The organism is Cellulosimicrobium sp. AB352, from assembly GCF_049538415.1.
GTDB lineage: Bacteria > Actinomycetota > Actinomycetes > Actinomycetales > Cellulomonadaceae > Cellulosimicrobium > Cellulosimicrobium funkei.
On sequence record NZ_JBMVFX010000012.1, the window covers coordinates 89,283 to 106,756 of the forward strand.

A 17,474-nucleotide genomic window follows, 5' to 3' on the forward strand; every position below is an offset into this window, starting at 1 on the left:
CCGGGCGCCCGCAGGCGGGGTGGAGTCGTGTCACCGGGCCGGCGGCTTCACGGCGAGCACGGGGCACGCGGCGCCCAGCAGGATCTGCTGGGCGGTGGAGCCGAGCACGAGCTTGCCCACGGGGGTGCGGTGCCGCACCCCCACGACGACCAGGTCGGCGTCGACCTCGGCCGCGACACCGAGCACGACCTCCGCGGGCAGCGCGGAGGACTGCAGGTGCCGCACCTCGTGCTCGACGCCCGCCTCCTCGAGGATCGTGCCGACCTCGACGAGCTGGTCGTGGTCGGCCCAGCGCGGGTCGACGAGCCGGTCGCCGCGCGTCGTGTTGACCACGACGACGCCGGCGCCGAGCAGGACGGCCGCCCGGGCCGCGGCCCGCGTCGCGGCGGTCCCGAGCTCGCCGGGCGCGTAGGCGAGGACGACGGTCATCAGCGCACCTCCTGGTCCTGGGCCTCGACGCGGACGTCCTCCGCGAGCGCCGCGAGCTCGGCGCCGGTGCGGCGCTCGCGCCGGCGCAGCCAGAGGCCCGCGAGGACCACGACGGCGACGAGGGCGTAGGCCGTCGCGGCGAACGGGCTGGTGACGAGCGTCGTCAGGTCGCCCTGGCTGATCGCGAGCGAGCGGCGCAGGCGGTCCTCGGCCATGGGCCCGAGGATCATGCCGACGACCATGGGCGCGACGGGGTAGCCGTAGCGCCGCATGAAGAACCCGATCGCGCCGATGACGAGCAGGATGAGCACGTCGACCGGGGAGAAGTTCAGCGCGTACGAGCCGAGCGCGCCGAACAGCAGGATGCCCGCGTAGAGGTAGTGCCGCGGGATCTGGAGCACCTTCACCCACATGCCCACGAGGGGAAGGTTGAGCACGATGAGCATGAGGTTGCCCACGTAGAGGCTCGCGACGAGCGCCCACACGAGCGCGGACTGGCTCTCGAAGAGCAGCGGGCCCGGCTGGATGCCGTACGACTGGAACGCGACGATGATGATCGCGGCGGTCGCCGTCGTCGGGAGGCCGAGCGTGAGGAGCGGCACGAGGACGCCGGACGCCGCGGCGTTGTTCGCCGCCTCCGGGCCCGCGACGCCCTCGATCGCGCCCTTGCCGAACTCGTCCTTGTGCTTCCCGGCGGACTTGCGCTCGGCGGCGTAGGACAGGAAGGTCGCGACGTCGGCGCCGCCCGCCGGGATGGTGCCGACGGGGAACCCGATCGCCGTCCCGCGCAGCCACGGCTTCCAGGACCGCCGCCAGTCCTCGCGCTTCATCCAGGAGCGCCAGCCCTTCTCGACGGGGATGACGTGCACGGGACCGTGCCGCAGGCGCGACCCGACGTACAGCGCCTCGCCCACCGCGAAGAGGCCGACGGCGACGATGACGACGTCGATCCCGTCGGCGAGCGTCGGGACGCCGAACGTGAACCGCTGCTGGCCGGTGAGCGTGTCGGTGCCCATGAGCCCGAGGAACAGACCGAGCGACAGGGACGCCATGCCGCGCGGCACCGACGACCCGAGCAGCGCGCCGACGGTCACGAACGCGACGACCATGAGCGCGAAGTAGTCGGGCTCGCCGAGCTGCACGGCCCAGCGCGCGACGTACGGCGCGACGAACGTCAGGGCGACGGTCGCGATGGTGCCCGCGACGAACGAGCCGATCGCGGCGGTCGCGAGCGCGGCCGCCCCACGGCCCATGCGGGCCATCCTGTTGCCCTCGAGCGCCGTGACGATCGACGACGACTCGCCGGGCGTGTTGAGCAGGATCGACGTCGTCGACCCGCCGTACATGCCGCCGTAGTAGATGCCGGCGAACACGATGATGGCGGCGGTCGCGTCGAGCGAGTACGTGAGCGGCAGGAGCAGCGCGATCGTCATCGCGGGGCCGATGCCGGGGAGCACCCCGACCGCGGTCCCGACGAACACGCCGAACAGCGCGTAGAGCAGGTAGACGGGCTGGACGACGGTCGCGAACCCGTCGAGCAGCGCGGTGAGGTTATCCACGGAACCAGGTCACCCCCTCCAGGAGCGGGCCGGGCGGGAGCGACAGCCCGAGCACGCCCCCGAACAGGACCTGGATCACCAGGGCCAGGACGAGGCCGAGCACGGCGGCGCGCCACCACGGGCGGGCGCCGAGGACGATCGCGGCCCCGGCGAACAGGAGCGTCGCGGCGAGCGGCCACCCGACGAGGTTGATCGCGTAGACGTGCACGAACAGGACCGCGCCGAGGAGACCGACGGTCAGCCAGTCGGTGCGGGCGTCGGGGTCGACGTCCTCGCCGTCCTCCTCCTGGCCGCCGTGCCCCCGCCAGACGGCGACGAGCAGCACGAGGCCGGTGGCGAGCAGCATCGCGCCCACGAGGTAGGGGAACGCCCGGGGACCGAGCGTGTTCGCCGAGCCGGGCACGACGATCGTCCCGGCGTCGAGGAGCACGAACACCCCGAGGGCGGCGGTGACGCCGGCGACGACGAGCTCGCCGGGTCGCCGCCGGGGACCCGCGGCGGGGGTGGCGCCTGCGGGGTCCCCGGCGGCCGGGCCGTCGGCGGGGTCGCCGACGGCCGTCGCCGGCGCCGGCCCGGGGCGGGGCTCGGCGTCGGACGGTCCAGGCTCGGGAGCCGCGGCGGACGACCCCGCGGACGGAGCCTGCGACGACCCCGGCTCGCGCGACGCGTCGGGTGGCGCCTCGCGCGAGGCGCGACGCCTCGTCACGGCGTGACCAGGCCGACGTCGGTGAGCGTCATCTGGATGTCGGCGATGTTCTCCGTGAGGAAGCCGTCGAACTCCTCGCCCACGAGGAACGCGTCGTCCCAGCCCTTCTCCTCGAGCGTCGCCTGCCACTCGTCGGACGCGACCATCTCGCTGACGAGCAGCTCGAGGGCGGCGCGGTCCTCGTCGGAGAGGTCGCCCGGCGCGACGACGCCGCGCCAGTTCGTGAGCTCGACGTCGTACCCGGCCTCGGTCATGGTCGGCACGTCGGGCAGCAGGTCCGTGCGCTCGGCGCCCGAGACCGCGAGCGCCCGGACGGTCCCGGCCTTGACCTGCTCCGCGTACTCGCCGACGCCGGAGATCCCGGCGCTGACCTTGTTGCCGAGCAGCGCGGCGAGCGACTCGCCGCCGCCCGAGTAGGCGACGTAGTTGAGGAGCCCGCCCACCTCGGCCGACGGCACGTCGGCCGCCTGGAGGAGCATCCCCGCGAGGATGTGGTCGGCCCCGCCGGCGGAGCCGCCGGTGATGGAGACGGACTTGCCGTTCGCCACGACGTCGTCGACGAGGTCCTCGAGCGTCTGGTACGGCGACGACGCGGGCACGACGACGACGAGGGGCTCCTCGGTGAGGCGCGCGATCGGGGTGGTGTCCTCGATGCGGGCCTGCGACTCGTTGGTCTCGACCGCGCCGACCATGACGAGGCCCATGACGAGCAGCGTGTGGGGGTCGGTGGTGTTGGCGAGCGACGCGAGGCCGACCGTGCCGCCGGCGCCGCCGACGTTCGTGACGGTCGCGGTGCGCACGAGCCCGGAACCCTGGAGGTCCTGCTGCATCGCGCGGCCGGTCTGGTCCCAGCCCCCGCCGGGGTCTGCCGGGACGACGATCGCGAGCTCGTCGACGGACGCGGCGGCCTCGCCGGACGCGTCGCCGGAGCCGCCCGTCGTGGGGGCGCCGGGCTCGAGGCCCGAGCACGCGGCGAGACCGAGGACGAGTCCTGCGGCGAGCGTCGCGGTGAGTGCGTGCCGCGGGCTGACGGTGTGCCCGGAGCGCGGGCGGACGACGGATCGCATGTCTCCTCCTTGAGCGGGGCCCGCAACGGCGCGGGCCTCACGACCTGATCCGGGGAGCCTAGGAGCGCGGGGCGGCACGGCGAGGGCTGCGGTCGTACTGGACGTTGTGGTCGATCCGGTGGTTGCGGTCGTTGTGGTCACGGCCGAGGCCCGGGTGCGGCGGACCTGGGGCACACTGGTGCGGTGGGTCGAGCAGTGTCGCTCCGGGTGCAGCTTCTCGTGCTGCAGGTCGCCATCGTGCTCCTGGTCGTGGCGTCGGCGGGGGCCGTCGCCTCGACCCTGCAGCACCGCCAGCTCCGCGACGCCTACCTCGACCGCATGACCGCGGTCGCGTTCTCCGTCGCGCGCCTGCCCGCGATCATCGACGCGTTCGACGACGACGACCCCGCCGCGACGATCCAGCCGATCGCGGAGGTCATCCGCGAGGCCTCCGACGTCACGTACGTCGTCGTCACGGACGACGAGGGCGTGCGGTACTCCCACCCGGACCCGACCCGCATCGGCGAGAAGGTCTCGACGGACCCGTCGGTCCCGCTCTCCGGCGAGGTGTGGACGGGCACGCAGACCGGCACGCTGGGCGAGTCGTGGCGCGTCAAGGTCCCGGTGTTCGGGCCCGAGGGCGACGTCGTCGGGACGGCGAGCGTCGGCATCCTCGAGTCCGACCTGGCCGACGACCTCGCCGACGACCTCGGGTGGCTGCTCGCGGCCCTCAGCGTCGCGGCGGCGCTCGGCGTGGTGTGCGCGGCGTTCGTGACGCGTGCCGTGCGCCGCCGCATCTTCCGGCTCGAGCCCGAGGAGATCGGCCGGCTGCTCGAGACGCGCGACGCGATGCTCCACGGCATCTCCGAGGGCGTCGTCGCGCTCGACCGCGACGGCGCGGTCGTGCTCGTCAACGACGAGGCGCAGCGCCTCCTCGGGATCGCGGCGGCCGACGCCGTCGGGCGGCCCGCGCACGACGTCCTCGACCCGCAGCTCCTCGCGCTCGTGCCCGACACCACGGAGACGGCCGACGACGCCGACGCGCCCGCCGCCGGGCCCGAGGAGGGCGGCGCGCTCGTCCTCGCGGGCGAGCGCGTGCTGCTCGCGCGCGCCGACCGGGCCCGCGTCGACGGGCGCGCCGTCGGGACCGTGCTGCTCCTGCGCGACCACACCGAGCTGCACGCGCTCCTGCGCGACCTGGACGGCGCGCGCGGCCTCACCGACGCGCTGCGCGCGCAGTCCCACGAGTTCGCCAACAAGCTCCACGTCGTCTCGGGCCTGCTGGAGCTCGGGCAGGCCGACGAGGCCGTCGCGTTCATCGAGCGCGCCGGGCACGGCGGGCTGCTCACCGCGTCGGGCGTCGCGCCCGGCGTCCACTCCCCCGAGGTCGCGGCGCTGCTCCTGGTCAAGGCCACGACGACGCGCGAGCGCGGCTCGCGCCTCGAGGTGTCGCCGTCCGCGCACCTCGCCGCGCCCGCGGGGCCCGACGACGCCGCCCTGCACGGCGACGCCCTCACCGTGCTCGGCAACCTCGTCGACAACGCGGTCGACGCCGTCGGGCCCGGGGGCCGCGTCCGCGTGCTCGTGACCGACCGCGCGCCCGACGGCACGGGCCCGACGCCGGGCGACCGGGTGGTCGTCGTCGTCGAGGACGACGGGCCTGGCATCCCCGCGGGCTCGCGCGCCGACGTCTTCGCCGCCGGGTACACCACGAAGGCGGGCCCGCCCGGGCGCGGGATCGGCCTCGCCCTCGTGCGGCGCGTGGCCGCGCGCCGCGGCGGGACGGTGGAGGTGACCACCTCCGTGCTCGGCGGGGCGCGCGTCGCGGTGGCCCTCCCCGCGCAGCCCGTCGACGCCGCCGCGGGCGCCCGGGCCCGGACGCCGGAGACGGCGTCGTGATCCCCGCCGGCCGCTCCCCCGCCCCCACCGGCGCGCCCACGGCGCCGCCGGGCGACCGGCTGCGCGTCCTCGTCGTCGAGGACGACCCGACGATCGCGCGCCTGCACCGCGGCTTCGTCGAGTCGCACCCGCGCTTCGTCGTCGTGGGCGAGGCGCGCACGGCGGCCGAGGCGCTGCGCGCGTTCGCCGTGCTCGACCCGGACGTCGTGCTGCTCGACATCTACCTGCCGGACGCGACCGGGCTGCACGTGCTGCGCCAGATCCGGCGTCGGCCGTCCCCGCCCGTCGACGTCGTCGCGACGACCGCCGCGCGCGAGCTGGAGAGCGTCCGCCAGGCCATGGCGGGCGGCGTGCAGCACTACCTCGTCAAGCCGTTCACGGCCGCGGCGCTGCGCGGCCGGCTCGACGAGGTCGCCCGTCTGCGCGACTCGCTGCGCACCGCGGGCGACGAGCTCGACCAGGACGCCGTCGACCGCCTCGTGCGGCGCGGGACGCCGGAGGCCGCGGCGCTGCCGAAGGGGCTGTCCGAGCGCAGCCTGCGGCTCGTCGTCGAGGCGCTCGGGGCCGCGTGCGCCGACGCGGGCGACGCGTCGGCGGGCGAGGTCGCCGCGCGGACCGGGATGTCGCGCGTGAGCGCGCGCCGCTACCTCGAGCACCTCGTCGCGACGGGGCGCGCCGACGTCGCACCCCGGTACGGCGCGGCCGGGCGACCGGAAAACGGCTACCGGCCCGCCTGACCGTCGGGGCCGCTGCGGGTCGCTGCGGGTCGCGCCCGCGACGCCGTACGGTGGGGCCCGTGCGCCTCGCGACCTGGAACATCAACTCCGTCCGTGCCCGCGTCGACCGCGCGGTCGCGTTCCTCGAGCGGACGGGGACCGACGTCCTCGCGCTCCAGGAGACCAAGTGCACGGACGCGCAGTTCCCCGTCGCGCCGTTCGAGGCGGCCGGGTACGAGGTCGCGCACGTCGGCGTGAACCAGTGGAACGGCGTCGCCGTCGTCTCGCGCGTGGGCCTCGACGACGTCGAGACGTCGTTCCCCGGCCAGCCCGCGTTCGGCGACACGGTGGAGGCGCGCGCGCTCGGTGCCACGTGCGGGGGCGTGCGCGTGTGGAGCCTCTACGTGCCGCACGGGCGCGAGGTCGGCGACCCGCACTACGCCTACAAGCTGCGCTGGCTCGACGAGCTGCGCGCGCAGGCCGCGGGCTGGCTCGCCGCCGACCCGGCGGCGCAGGTCGCGCTCGTCGGGGACTGGAACGTCGCGCCGCTCGACACCGACGTGTGGGACGTCGCGTACTTCGCCGGGAAGACGCACGTCACCCCCGCCGAGCGGGACGCCTTCGCCGCGTTCGGCGCCGCCGGGTACACCGAGGTCACGCGCGAGGCGATCCCCGCCGAGCGCACCTACACCTACTGGGACTACCAGCGGCTGCGGTTCCCGCGGAACGAGGGCATGCGCATCGACTTCGCGTACCTGTCGCCCGCCGCCCGCGCGCGCGTCACGGGCGTGACGATCGACCGCGACGAGCGCAAGGGCAAGGGCGCGTCGGACCACGTGCCGGTCGTCGTCGACCTGGCGGGCTGACCTCCGGGGCGTCCGCCGTCGGGCTCGGGCCGCGGGTCCGAGCCGCGGGTTTGGGCCGGGCAGGGCGCATCTCCTCGCTACGGTGTGTCCATGACGACGCCACCCGTCCCTCCGTACGGGTCCCCCGACGAGCCCGCCGACCCGTACGCCCCGCGGCGTCCGCACCAGCCGCCGCTCACGCCGTACCACCCGCCCACCGAGGACGCCCCCGCCGCGCCGGACGACGGCGGGTTCGTCGCGCCGTCGGGCGCCGGGGGCGGGTACGGGAGCACGCCGGGCGGCGGGAGCGGGTACGGGAGCACGTCGGGCGCCGGCGCCCCGTACGGCGCGCCGGCCGCGCCCGCCGGGTCGCCCTACGGCCCCGGCTCCCCCTACGCCCCCGGGGCGACGCCGTCGTACGGCGGGACGCCCGGGTACGCGGCGCCGCCCGGGCCCGCGGCGTACCCGACGCCGGGCTACGGGGGCTACCCGCCGCCGTACGGCGCGCCCTACGCGCCCCCGCCGCGGACCAACGGGCTCGCGCTCGCGTCCATGATCGTGTCGATCGCGAGCCTCGTGCTCTGCGCGGGCTTCCCCGGCCTCGTCGGCCTCGTGCTGGGCATCGTGGCGCTCAACCAGGTCATGCGCGACGGCACGCGCGGGCGCGGTTTCGCGGTGACCGGGATCGTCGTCGGCGCGGTCGGCACGGCGTTCGCGATGCTCGTGGTCCTCGCCGGCACGCTCGGGGACTCGGCACCGTGAGCGACGACGACCTCTTCGCCCCGCCCGGCGACGCCGCGTCCGGGCCCTCGGGACGCCCGCCCGTCCCGCCCCCCTCGGGAGCGCCCGGGGCCGCGGAGCCTCGCGCCGCGGAAGCCGGCGCGCCCCGGCCCGGCCCGACGCCGCACGGCCCCTCGGGTGCGGCGGCACCCGTGCCGCCGCCCGGGCCCGGCGACCGGCCCGGCTTCGCCCCCGAGACGTACTACGCACCCGGGTGGCAGCCCGCGGCGCCCGGCGTCGAGCCGCTCGCCGTCGCGAGCGTGCCCGCGGGCGTGGTGCTCGGGCCGGTCGGGGTCGGCCTCGGCGCCGCGGCCCTGTCGCGCGTCCGCTCCCGCGGCACCCGCGGACGCGGCCTGGCCGTGACCGGGATGGTGCTCGGCGCCGTCGCGACGCTCGGATGGGTGGTGGGCGGGATCGCCTGGTGGCAGGGCGAGCAGGCGCGCACGCCGCTCGCGGGCGACGTGGACGCGCCCCGCACGGTGAGCGCGGTGCAGCTCGTGCTGGGGACGTGCCTCGACGAGCTCCCGCCCGACGGCGAGGTGTCGCGCGTGCGCGCCGTCCCGTGCGCCGACGAGCACCGGGCGCAGGTCGTCGGCCGCACCGACCTGGGCGCGGACGAGGTCTGGCCCGGCCAGGACGCCGTGGACCGCCGGGTGGCGCGCGTGTGCACGCCCGACACCCTCGGTCCGGATGCCCCGGAGGACGTGCGGCTCGTGGTGTGGGCACCGACCGAGGCGTCCTGGCGCGGCGGCGACCGCACCGGGCTGTGCCTGGCGAGCAGCGAGGCCCCGCTCCCGGCGGACCTGATCGGCTGACGCGAGGGGCACGCCCTCGAAGCAGGCTGCCTGACCCGGGGTCACTGCTCGTCGGCACCGCCCGGCAGGATGTCGACGAGCAGCCCGCCGTCCGGACCGACCCGGGTGTCCTGGACGACCACGGACGACGGCTCGGAGCGGTCGGGCAGGAGGAGCAGCGCGGCGGTGGCCGCCGCCACGAGGAACGCGGCCGTCGCGCCCAGGCGGCTCCACGGGGCACGGGCGGTGCGCGGCCCGTCGACCACGCCGTCCCGCTGCCGGTCGAGGAGGCGCGCGGCCCGCAGCAGCGCGAGCGTGAGCGCCCCGGCACCGAGCGCCGCGGTGGCGACTTGGAGCGCGAGGGCGACGCCGAGCGCACCCGCCTGCCAGGACTCGGGGTCGTAGCTGCCGAACCGGTCCACCGCGTACGCGTCGAGGGCGTGCTGCACCGGCCGCAGGAGGAGAGAGCCCGCCACGAGGACGACGCCGATCCCGAGCACCGGTGTCACGGCCGCCGGCGGGGTCGGCTCGTCGGCCGCCGGAGCCTCCGCTGCGCCGCCCCCCGCGGTCTGCCCGTCGTGGGCCTCGTCGTCCGCCGTCAGCTCGAAGACGTGTGTCATCCGGGCATCCTGCCGTGCGCGGCCCGGGTGCCCGGTCGTCGTTCAGCGATCGAGAACGACCACGAAGAGGGTCACGGACGCGAAGAACCGCGCCGTCAGGAGGTGGTCGGTCCAGCGGCGGGCGCCCTCGTCGGTGAGGTACCCGGCCTCCCGCGCCCTCTCGGCCACCCGTCCGAGGCCGAGGAACCTGTCCGCCTCGACCACGTCGCGGAAGACGGCCGTCAGCGGGACGACCCGGTCGACCGTGAGCCCGGCGTGCTCGGCGAGGCCGGGCAGGCGGCGTCCGAGCCACGCGTTGCGCACGACCTGCTCGACGACGAACGCCTGGTACGCGTCGGTGGTGCCCGCGTCCGGCCCGTCGATCGCCAGCGTCCCCCAGTCCGGCTCGGCGAGCACCGCGCGCCCGCCCGGGCGCAGGACCCGGGCGATCTCCTCGACGACACCGCGCGGGTCGGTGACGTGCTGCAGCACCCGGTCCGTGTGCGCGCGGTCGACGCTGCCCGTCCCGAGGTCGAGCGCGTGCGCGTCGCCGACGACGACCCGCACGTTCCCGGCACCCGCGACGCGCTCGCGCGCGGCCTCGACGGCGCGCGGGTCGTGGTCGACGCCCAGCACCGACCCGCCCGCACCGACCGCGGCCGCGAACGCCGGGAGGTCGACGCCCGGCCCGCAGCCGAGATCGAGCACCGCCTGTCCCTCGGCGAGGTCGAGCGCCGCCGTCGCCACCGCCTTCGAGCGCCGCCCGAGGTCGGAGGCCGCGAGGCGCTCCAGGTAGTCGTCCGGGTGGGTCGTCTCGAGCGTCCTCGTCATCGGGCGATTCTCGACCGCCGTCGGAGCCGGGTGGGGCGCGGAAGGGGGAGGCTCGGTGCCGGACCGGTGAACCGTCGCCGGTCCGGCACCGTCAGCGTTCGGCGTCGGACAGCACGAGGCGCAGGTACGCGCGCAGGTCCGCGGCCATGTCGACGCGCTCGGGCCGCGGGCGGTCGAGGGACAGCAGCCACTGGACCTGGAGACCGTCCATGAGCGCGACGAGCTGGCGGGCCGCGACCTCCGGCTCGACGCCGTCGCGCAGGCCGCCCGCCCGGGCGCGGCGGGAGAGCTGCTCGCCGATGCGCGCGACCGTCGACTCGTAGCGCTCGACGAAGTACGCGTGCGCCGGGTGGTCGGGCGACGTCGCCTCGGCCGCGAGCGCGGTGAACAGCTCGACGATCGGCCGGCGCAGGGCGTTGCGCTCGACGAGCCGCACGAGCGCGTCGAAGAAGTCGGTCCCGCGCGCGAGGTCCTCCTCGAGGTCGGCGCGGTCGACGGTCTCCCGGTGGTCGAGCACCGCCTCGAGGAGCGCCGTCTTCGTCGGGAAGTGGTGGAGCAGCCCGGGGTGGGACATGCCCACGCGGGACGCGAGCTCGCGCAGCGACGCGGCGTGGAAGCCGACCTCGCCGAAGAGCACGACGGCCGCCTGGAGGATCTCCTCGCGCTTGGCGCGCCCCTTCGCGTACCCGCGCGCGGGGTCGGGCGCCGCGGCGCGGCGGGAGCCCGTGCGGTCCTGCCCGGCGCCGATGGCCGCGCTCGTCATGGCACTGCTCCGTCCGTCGTCCGACGAGGGCACACCCTACCGACCGCGGTGCGGCCCGGCGGGGTGCCCGCGCCCGGGCGGAGAAGGTTCAGGGTGCGGGGGCGAGCGTCGGGGCGGGCTCGTCGGCGCTCGACGACGGCCCGGGCACCGCCACCGACGGCCGGTCGGTGGAGGGCGTCGGCGCGGGCTCGGCCGGGGGCGTCGGGCCAGGTCCGGTGGGGTCCTCGACGTCGGGCGGCGCGGCGCGCAGGGCCTCGGCGGTCGCCGCGGTGACGGTGCCGTCGGGTGTGAGGCCGTGCGCCTTCTGGAACGACCGCAGCGCGGTGCGCGTGGCGTCGTCCATCGTCCCCGTGACGGCGACGTCGGCACCGTGCACCCGGAGCCGCTCCTGGACCCACGAGACGGACCCGGTGCCGGGGTCGGTCGTCGGGGAGGACGTCGGGGCGGGCTCGGTCGGTGCCGGGGTCGGCTCGGACGCGGTGGGAGCGGGCGCGGGCTCGGTGGTGGGCGAGGGCGCGCCGGGCGCGGCCTGCTCTCCCTGGCCGCTCGCGGACGGGCGCGGGGACGGGGCCGGGCGCGCGTCGTCGGACGTGCCGTCCGCCGCGTCGGGCGGAGGGATGCGGGTCACCTCGGGGCGGGGGGTGTCGGGGCGCGGCGTGACCGCGGGGACCGTGTCCTCGCCGTTCGCGCCGCCCTCGGCAGAGACCCCGCCGACGACGACCGCCTCGCCACCGCCCGTCGCGGCACCGACCATGCCCGCGACGGCGACGACGAGCGTCACCGCCCCGGCACCGGCGGCGACCGTGACCCACGGCGTGGCGGTGCGGCGCGCGGGCCGCTGGAGGGGGGCGGTGCGGTCCCGCTCGGCGGGTCCGGACCGGTCGTGGCGTCGGCGCACGTCGCCTCCTTCCGGGGCTGTCGAGGGGGCGGACGGCGCGACACGCTGCCCGCCGGGGCGGTCGGGTGGACGTCCACCCTGCCCCATCCCGGCTCGTGTGTCACGCCCGACGCCCTCACCTGCGGCGATACCCGCCACGGCTCCCCCGGTCCAGCGGGGCGGCGCCGCGCCTCCCACGGAGGTCGCAACGCAGGTTCCGCCCTGCGCCGCAAGACCCGGTGGGGGCCCGCGCGACAGCCTGGTAGGGCACCGCACGGGAGGCCCGTGCGGGACGCACGAGGGAGGGACCGGCATGACCACCATCCACGTCTCCGGGCTGCGCAAGGCGTACGGGGCGTTCGACGCCGTGCACGACGTGACGTTCACCGCCGCGCCGGGCCGCGTCGTCGGGCTGCTCGGCCCGAACGGCGCCGGAAAGACGACCACGCTCCACGTCCTGCTCGGGCTCGCGGCCCCGACCGCGGGCACCGCGACGTTCGACGGCCGCGCGTTCGCGGACCTGGCGCACCCGGCCCGCACCGTCGGCGCGCTGCTCGACGCGGGCGGCCTGCACCCGGGACGCACGGGGCGCGACCACCTGCGCGTGCTCGCCTCCGCCGGGCGGATCCCGGCGCGGCGCGTCGACGAGGTGCTCGCGCTCGTCGGCATGACGCCCGCCGCGGACCGCCGCGTGCGCACCTACTCGCTGGGGATGCGGCAGCGCGTCGGGATCGCGGCCGCGCTGCTCGGCGACCCGGAGGTCCTCGTCCTCGACGAGCCCGCCAACGGTCTCGACCCCGCCGGGATGCGCTGGCTGCGCGACCTCGTCCGCGCGTTCGCCGACGACGGCGGCACCGTGCTCCTCGCGAGCCACGTGCTGTCCGAGGTGCGGCAGGTCGCGGACGACCTCGTCGTCGTCGGGCAGGGGCGCGTCGTCGCGGAGGGGCCGCTCGACGAGCTGCTGCACGGGGAGTCCCTCGAGGACTTCTACCTCGACCTGACCGCCACGACCGAAGGGGTGCGCTGATGTACCGCGCCGAGATGCTCAAGCTCCGCACGACCCGCGCGACGTGGGTCGTCGCGGCCGTCGCCGTCGCCGGGATGCTCGTCGTCCAGGCCTTCACCCTGCTGCTCCCCACGATCCTGCGCAGCGCCGACGCGGCCGGCAGCGGCACGACCGTCGGGCTCCAGGCCCCGCCTGAGATGGTGGCCGAGCTCGCGCCGGACCTCGGTGCGCTCGCCGACGTCTCGCAGCCCGCGTTCCAGCGCTCGATGCTCGACCTCCTCGGCACCGGCCTCGGCGGCTCCGGCTCCGTCGGCGTCGCGACCGTGTGCATGCTCCTGCTCGGCGTGCTCGCCGTGACGACCGACTTCCGCACGGGCGGCATCGTGCCCACGGCGCTCGTCCAGCCGTCACGGCTGCGCATCCTCGGCGCGAAGGCGGGCGCGACGGCGACCGTCGCGCTCGGCGTGGGCGTCGTCCTCGCCCTCCTGGGCGCCCTGGGCCTGCTCATCGCGATCGTCACGACGCCGGGCGCGGGCCTCGCGCTCGGCCCCGGCGACGTCCTCGGCGTCTGGGCCCGCGGGCTCGCGGTGCTCGTCCTGCTCGCGTGGCTCGGGCTCGGCATCGGCACCCTCGTGCGCGGCCAGGTCGCGGGCGTCGTCACGGTCGCCGCGCTCGCGCTCGCCGAGCCGATCGTCCGCGGCGCGGTGACGCTCCTGTCCGGCGGTGACTCGGCCGCGGCCGAGTGGCTCCCGCTCGGGCTGGGCGCGCTCGCGTCGACCGGCGGGTCGGCCGCGACGCTCCTCGGCGGTGCGGCCCCGCTCGGCGCGCTCGCCGCCCTCGCCGGGCTCGCGGCGTGGGCCGCGCTCCTGCTCGGCGGGGGCGCCGTGAGCCTGCGCCGGCGCGACCTCGTCTGACCACAGCCGGCTCGGCTCCCGACGCGACGACCCGGTCGTCCACAGGCCGGGAGCCGCACGGCGCCGTCGGCCCGCCCGCCCCGTAGGGTGGGCGGGCCCGACGGCGCACCCCGTCCCCGCACCCGTCGCCCGTTGGAGGAGGACCGTGACCGAGACCCTGCGCCGCGCGCTCGACCGGGTCGGCGTCCGCACCGACACCGGCCGCGACGCCGTGCTGGCCGGTGTCGTCGCCCTCGCGACCGTCGCGCTGTTCCTCGGCATCGAGCGCGTCCTCGCGACGGAGGTCGGCGCCACGTTCGGCGCGGGCCCGGGCGAGAGCGTGATCGGCCCGGGCGTGCGCGCGACCGTGCTCGCGCTCGTCGTCGGCCAGGCCGCAGCGCTCGTGCTCCGCCGTCGGGCGCCGCTGGTCTGCCTCGCGCTGACCGTCGTCGCGCAGGTCGCGATCACCGCGCTCCTGCCGCCGTACGTCGGGTTCCAGGCCCCGGCGACGCTCGTCGCCGCCTACTCCGCCGGGGCCTACGCGCCCCGCCGCGCGCGCCTCGGGGCGCCGGCGCTCGCGGCGCTCGCGCAGGTCCTGCTCGTCTTCGCGCTCGGCGGGTTCGGTGTCCCCGCCGGGGCCGGGCCCGCGCAGCACGCGCTCCAGGTGGGCGGCGCGCTGCTCTCGGCGATCCTCACGTTCGTGGGCGCGGCCCTCGTCGGCTCGTACGTCGCGACGCGGCGCGAGCTCGTCGCCGAGCTGCGCGACCGCGTGGTGCGCGCCGAGCGCGAGCGCGAGGCGCTCGCCGCGCAGGCCGTGCTCGAGGAGCGTGCCCGCATGGCGCGCGAGCTGCACGACGTCGCGGCCCACCACCTCTCGGGCATCGTCGTGCAGGCGTCCGCGGCGGAACGGCTCGTCGACGCCGACCCGGAGCGCGCCAAGGAGTCGGTGCGCTGGATCCGGTCGCAGGGCCGGGAGACCCTCGACGACCTGCGCCTCGTGGTCGGCATCCTGCGCGGGCGCGACGACGAGGGCGACGAGCGCGAGGCCCCGCAGCCGACGCTCGCCGACCTCCCCGCGCTCCTCGAGACGGCGCGCGCGGCGGGCACCACGGTCACCGTCGAGACCGAGGGCGAGCCCTGGGAGCCCGCGCCCACCGCGCAGATCGCCGTCTACCGCGTGCTGCAGGAGGCGCTCGCCAACGCGCGGCGGCACGCACCCGGGCGACCGGTCGCGGTGCGGCTCGCGTGGAGCCCGGCGGCCGTCGTCGTGACCGTGCGCAACCCCGCCGGTCGCGCCGCTCCCCCGCAGGACGCGCGACCGGGCCACGGCCTCGTCGGGATGCGCGAGCGCGCGGCCGTGCTCGGCGGCACGCTCGACGCGCGGCGCACGCCCGACGGCGCGTGGCTCGTCCGGCTGACCGTCCCCCGCGCCCCCGCGCGCGACCCCCGCACCCCCGCCCAGGAGGCCTCGTGACCCGTGTCGTGCTGGTGGACGACCAGGCCGTCGTCCGCGCCGGTTTCACCGTCATCCTCGAGAGCGAGGGCCTGGAGGTCGTCGGCGAGGCGTCGAACGGCGCGGACGCCGTGCGGGTCGCGCGCCGCGAGCGCCCCGACGTCGTGTGCATGGACGTGCGCATGCCCGGCGGCGACGGCATCACGGCGACGCGCGCGCTCGCCGGGCCCGACGTCGCGGACCCGGTGCCCGTCCTCGTGGTGAGCACGTTCGACCTCGACGACTACGTGTTCGGGGCGCTGGAGGCCGGGGCGAGCGGGTTCCTGCTCAAGGACGCGGAGCCGGAGGTGCTCGTGGACGCCGTCCGCCGCGTCGCGTCGGGCGACGGCCTCGTGGACCAGTCGCTCACGCGCCGCGTGCTCGGCGAGTTCGCGCGGCGTCGTGCCCCGGTGGCGCGGGACGACGACGCGGCCGCGCTCCTCACGCCGCGCGAGCTCGACATCGTGACGCTGCTGTGCCGGGGGTCGTCGAACGCGGAGATCGCGACGGCGCTGTTCCTCGAACCGAGCACCGTGAAGTCGCACCTGAGCCGGGCCATGACGAAGACGGGCGCGCGCGACCGCGTGCAGCTCGTCGTGTGGGCGTTCCGGCACGGGATCGTCGACCCGGCCGCCTGACTCAGCGCACGGGCCGCGGGACCGCGAACCGGGCGTGCACCGGCGCGGCGACGTGCACGAGCGGCGGGTCGGCAGACGGCAGCCCGAGGCGGTCGAGCAGGTCGGTGTCGAGGACGTCGAGGGTGCCGCGCCGCAGGGACCACGGCTCGTGCACCACGGGGAACCGCCACAGCCGCCCGGCCCGCGCGCCGTACGCGGACCACCGTGCCGTGAGCCACCGCACGAGGCCCGACGACGCGTCCACCTCCTCGTGCGCGCGCACCTCGGCGTGCAGGGAGAGATCACGCAGCCCCGGGTGCTCGTGCGGCACGCGCAGGGGCCCGCGGCCGTCGGACCGGAACCGGTAGCGCACCGCGGACGGCGCCCTGTCCCGGTCGCCGCGCGCGTGCACCGCCGCGCGGGCCGGGTGGTACGGGACGCCGGCCGCGCGCGTCGCGGCGACGAACGCACGCGACGTCGCCCACAGGCCGAGGAACCACACGCCCTCGGTGCCCGCACGGTCGCGCACGTACACGCGGACGTTGAGCTCGGGGAACGCCGACCACGCGCCCAGCGGCGGCAGCGGCGGGACCCGGACGCCCGCCATGGAGAACGGGACCACCCCGAGCCACGTCGTCCCGCCCGCCTGCTGCACGGTGAGGCCGGGCGGGAGCCAGCCCTGCACGACGGCCGGGTCGACGGGCCAGTGCAGGAACGTCAGGGCCTCCCAGCGCTGGGCGTTCACCACGACCCGCGGTGCCGGGTGCGGCGACGCACCGGGCGGCGGCGTGCTCGGCCCCGCACCGGGCGGGGCCGCCGGGTGGGCGCTCACCGCGTGCCCGCCGCGTCGGCCGCGTCGGCCGCGAGACGGAGGTCGTCGACGAGCGCGGCGAACGCCGTCTCGCGCTGGGCGCGGTCGCGCACGCGCAGCAGCGCGGACGGGTGGGTGGTGAGGACGACGCGCGGCGCGTCCGTCGGCCGGGGCAGGCGGGCGCCGTCGGACGGCTCGGAGCGCCCACCGCCGCCGGGTGCGCCCAGGGAGAACGGTGACGCCGGCTCCGCGTCGCCGAGGTCGAGGACCCGTCCCCGCTCGGCGGTCACGCGCACGGGCCGCCCCAGGACGGCGCGCCCCGCGGTCGCGCCCATCGCGACGACGACGCGCGGCCCCACGGCGGCGACCTCGGCGGTGAGCCACGGCAGGCACGCGCGGACGTGCGCGACGTCCGGGCTCTTGTGCAGGCGTCGCCCGCCGCGCTGCTCGAACCGGAAGTGCTTGACGGCGTTCGTCAGGTACACGTCGTCGGCCGCGAGCCCGGCCGCGTCGAGGGCGTCGTCGAGGAGGCGCCCGGCCGGGCCCACGAACGGCTCGCCCTCGCGGTCCTCGTGGTCGCCGGGCTGCTCGCCGACGAGCGCGAGCCGCGCGTCGTGCGACCCGCGCGAGAACACGACCTGCGTCGCGTCCGCCCAGAGCTCGCACCCGTGGCAGTCGTGCGCCGCCCGGTCGAGCGCCTCGACGTCGTGCACGGCGCGGCCGCGGGGCAGCCACTCCTGCGCGCCGGGACGCTCGGGCGGTCGTGGGCTCATGGCCCTACGGTGCTCCCCCGCGCCCGCCCTCGCACGAG

19 protein-coding genes are annotated in these 17,474 nt (G+C 77.3%); 9 read left to right on the top strand and 10 right to left on the bottom strand.

Features of this window, described 5'->3' with window-relative positions; translation table 11 throughout:
• Positions 1 to 30: 30 nt before the first annotated feature.
• From ACPCUX_RS10635 to ACPCUX_RS10650, 4 genes are read right to left on the bottom strand one after another with little or no spacing between them, the layout of a single operon-like run.
• The gene (locus tag ACPCUX_RS10635) at positions 31 to 429 is read right to left on the bottom strand and encodes a universal stress protein (RefSeq protein ID WP_061267146.1); all 399 of its coding nucleotides are present in this window, start codon (positions 427 to 429) and stop codon (positions 31 to 33) included.
• Positions 429 to 1,988 carry a tripartite tricarboxylate transporter permease gene (locus ACPCUX_RS10640; protein ID WP_021482991.1) on the bottom strand — a complete coding sequence of 520 codons (1,560 nt, stop codon included), beginning with the start codon at positions 1,986 to 1,988 and terminating at the stop codon, positions 429 to 431. The genes ACPCUX_RS10635 and ACPCUX_RS10640 overlap by 1 nt, the downstream gene beginning before the upstream one ends.
• Positions 1,981 to 2,694 (bottom strand): tripartite tricarboxylate transporter TctB family protein, encoded by a 714-nt coding sequence (locus tag ACPCUX_RS10645; protein WP_423388719.1) that lies wholly within the window; start codon positions 2,692 to 2,694, stop codon positions 1,981 to 1,983. The genes ACPCUX_RS10640 and ACPCUX_RS10645 overlap by 8 nt, the downstream gene beginning before the upstream one ends.
• Positions 2,691 to 3,761 (bottom strand): Bug family tripartite tricarboxylate transporter substrate binding protein, encoded by a 1,071-nt coding sequence (locus ACPCUX_RS10650; RefSeq protein WP_423388720.1) that lies wholly within the window; start codon positions 3,759 to 3,761, stop codon positions 2,691 to 2,693. Before ACPCUX_RS10650 ends, ACPCUX_RS10645 begins: the two co-directional genes overlap by 4 nt.
• 183 nt (positions 3,762 to 3,944) lie before the next feature.
• Between ACPCUX_RS10650 and ACPCUX_RS10655 the strand changes: the two genes are divergently transcribed.
• The 5 genes from ACPCUX_RS10655 (at position 3,945) to ACPCUX_RS10675 (ending at position 8,795) form a co-directional block, all read left to right on the top strand.
• Positions 3,945 to 5,639 carry an ATP-binding protein gene (locus tag ACPCUX_RS10655; RefSeq protein WP_423388721.1) on the top strand — a complete coding sequence of 565 codons (1,695 nt, stop codon included), beginning with the start codon at positions 3,945 to 3,947 and terminating at the stop codon, positions 5,637 to 5,639.
• Positions 5,636 to 6,376: a response regulator gene (locus ACPCUX_RS10660; RefSeq protein WP_423388722.1), complete on the top strand. Its 741-nt coding sequence runs from the start codon at positions 5,636 to 5,638 to the stop codon at positions 6,374 to 6,376. The genes ACPCUX_RS10655 and ACPCUX_RS10660 overlap by 4 nt, the downstream gene beginning before the upstream one ends.
• 59 nt (positions 6,377 to 6,435) lie before the next feature.
• Complete coding sequence (locus ACPCUX_RS10665) at positions 6,436 to 7,221, top strand: exodeoxyribonuclease III (protein ID WP_144682043.1); 786 nt, start codon at positions 6,436 to 6,438, stop codon at positions 7,219 to 7,221.
• 90 nt (positions 7,222 to 7,311) lie between these two features.
• Positions 7,312 to 7,962 carry a DUF4190 domain-containing protein gene (locus ACPCUX_RS10670; RefSeq protein WP_061267150.1) on the top strand — a complete coding sequence of 217 codons (651 nt, stop codon included), beginning with the start codon at positions 7,312 to 7,314 and terminating at the stop codon, positions 7,960 to 7,962.
• Entirely contained in the window at positions 7,959 to 8,795 is an 837-nt protein-coding gene (locus tag ACPCUX_RS10675) for a DUF4190 domain-containing protein (protein ID WP_423388723.1), read from the top strand. Before ACPCUX_RS10670 ends, ACPCUX_RS10675 begins: the two co-directional genes overlap by 4 nt.
• A 41-nt stretch (positions 8,796 to 8,836) precedes the next feature.
• Here the strand turns inward: ACPCUX_RS10675 and ACPCUX_RS10680 are convergent, their stop codons facing one another.
• The 4 genes from ACPCUX_RS10680 to ACPCUX_RS10695 form a co-directional block, all read right to left on the bottom strand.
• Positions 8,837 to 9,394: a hypothetical protein gene (locus ACPCUX_RS10680; protein ID WP_423388724.1), complete on the bottom strand. Its 558-nt coding sequence runs from the start codon at positions 9,392 to 9,394 to the stop codon at positions 8,837 to 8,839.
• A 42-nt stretch (positions 9,395 to 9,436) separates the two neighbouring features.
• The gene (locus tag ACPCUX_RS10685; RefSeq protein WP_423388725.1) at positions 9,437 to 10,204 is read right to left on the bottom strand and encodes a methyltransferase domain-containing protein; all 768 of its coding nucleotides are present in this window, start codon (positions 10,202 to 10,204) and stop codon (positions 9,437 to 9,439) included.
• A gap of 91 nt (positions 10,205 to 10,295) precedes the next feature.
• Positions 10,296 to 10,967 carry a TetR/AcrR family transcriptional regulator gene (locus tag ACPCUX_RS10690; RefSeq protein ID WP_423388726.1) on the bottom strand — a complete coding sequence of 224 codons (672 nt, stop codon included), beginning with the start codon at positions 10,965 to 10,967 and terminating at the stop codon, positions 10,296 to 10,298.
• 88 nt (positions 10,968 to 11,055) lie between these two features.
• Positions 11,056 to 11,865, bottom strand: a complete 810-nt coding sequence (locus ACPCUX_RS10695; RefSeq protein ID WP_085386648.1) for a peptidoglycan-binding protein — start codon at positions 11,863 to 11,865, stop codon at positions 11,056 to 11,058.
• A gap of 292 nt (positions 11,866 to 12,157) precedes the next feature.
• On the opposite strand from ACPCUX_RS10695, the gene ACPCUX_RS10700 reads away from it, so the two are divergent.
• The 4 genes from ACPCUX_RS10700 (at position 12,158) to ACPCUX_RS10715 (ending at position 15,873) form a co-directional block, all read left to right on the top strand.
• Positions 12,158 to 12,871, top strand: a complete 714-nt coding sequence (locus ACPCUX_RS10700; RefSeq protein WP_085386649.1) for an ABC transporter ATP-binding protein — start codon at positions 12,158 to 12,160, stop codon at positions 12,869 to 12,871.
• Complete coding sequence (locus tag ACPCUX_RS10705; protein ID WP_171467382.1) at positions 12,871 to 13,764, top strand: hypothetical protein; 894 nt, start codon at positions 12,871 to 12,873, stop codon at positions 13,762 to 13,764. The genes ACPCUX_RS10700 and ACPCUX_RS10705 overlap by 1 nt, the downstream gene beginning before the upstream one ends.
• A gap of 145 nt (positions 13,765 to 13,909) precedes the next feature.
• The gene (locus tag ACPCUX_RS10710) at positions 13,910 to 15,217 is read left to right on the top strand and encodes a sensor histidine kinase (protein WP_144721400.1); all 1,308 of its coding nucleotides are present in this window, start codon (positions 13,910 to 13,912) and stop codon (positions 15,215 to 15,217) included.
• A complete protein-coding gene (locus ACPCUX_RS10715) occupies positions 15,214 to 15,873 on the top strand; it encodes a response regulator (RefSeq protein ID WP_171467380.1) in 660 nt (219 codons plus the stop codon). The genes ACPCUX_RS10710 and ACPCUX_RS10715 overlap by 4 nt, the downstream gene beginning before the upstream one ends.
• Position 15,874: 1 nt before the next feature.
• Here ACPCUX_RS10715 and ACPCUX_RS10720 read toward each other — a convergent pair whose 3' ends face one another.
• Both ACPCUX_RS10720 and ACPCUX_RS10725 read right to left on the bottom strand, forming a co-directional pair.
• Positions 15,875 to 16,684, bottom strand: a complete 810-nt coding sequence (locus tag ACPCUX_RS10720) for a YqjF family protein (RefSeq protein ID WP_423388727.1) — start codon at positions 16,682 to 16,684, stop codon at positions 15,875 to 15,877.
• Complete coding sequence (locus ACPCUX_RS10725; protein WP_423388728.1) at positions 16,681 to 17,436, bottom strand: UdgX family uracil-DNA binding protein; 756 nt, start codon at positions 17,434 to 17,436, stop codon at positions 16,681 to 16,683. The genes ACPCUX_RS10720 and ACPCUX_RS10725 overlap by 4 nt, the downstream gene beginning before the upstream one ends.
• Positions 17,437 to 17,474 lie beyond the last annotated feature (38 nt).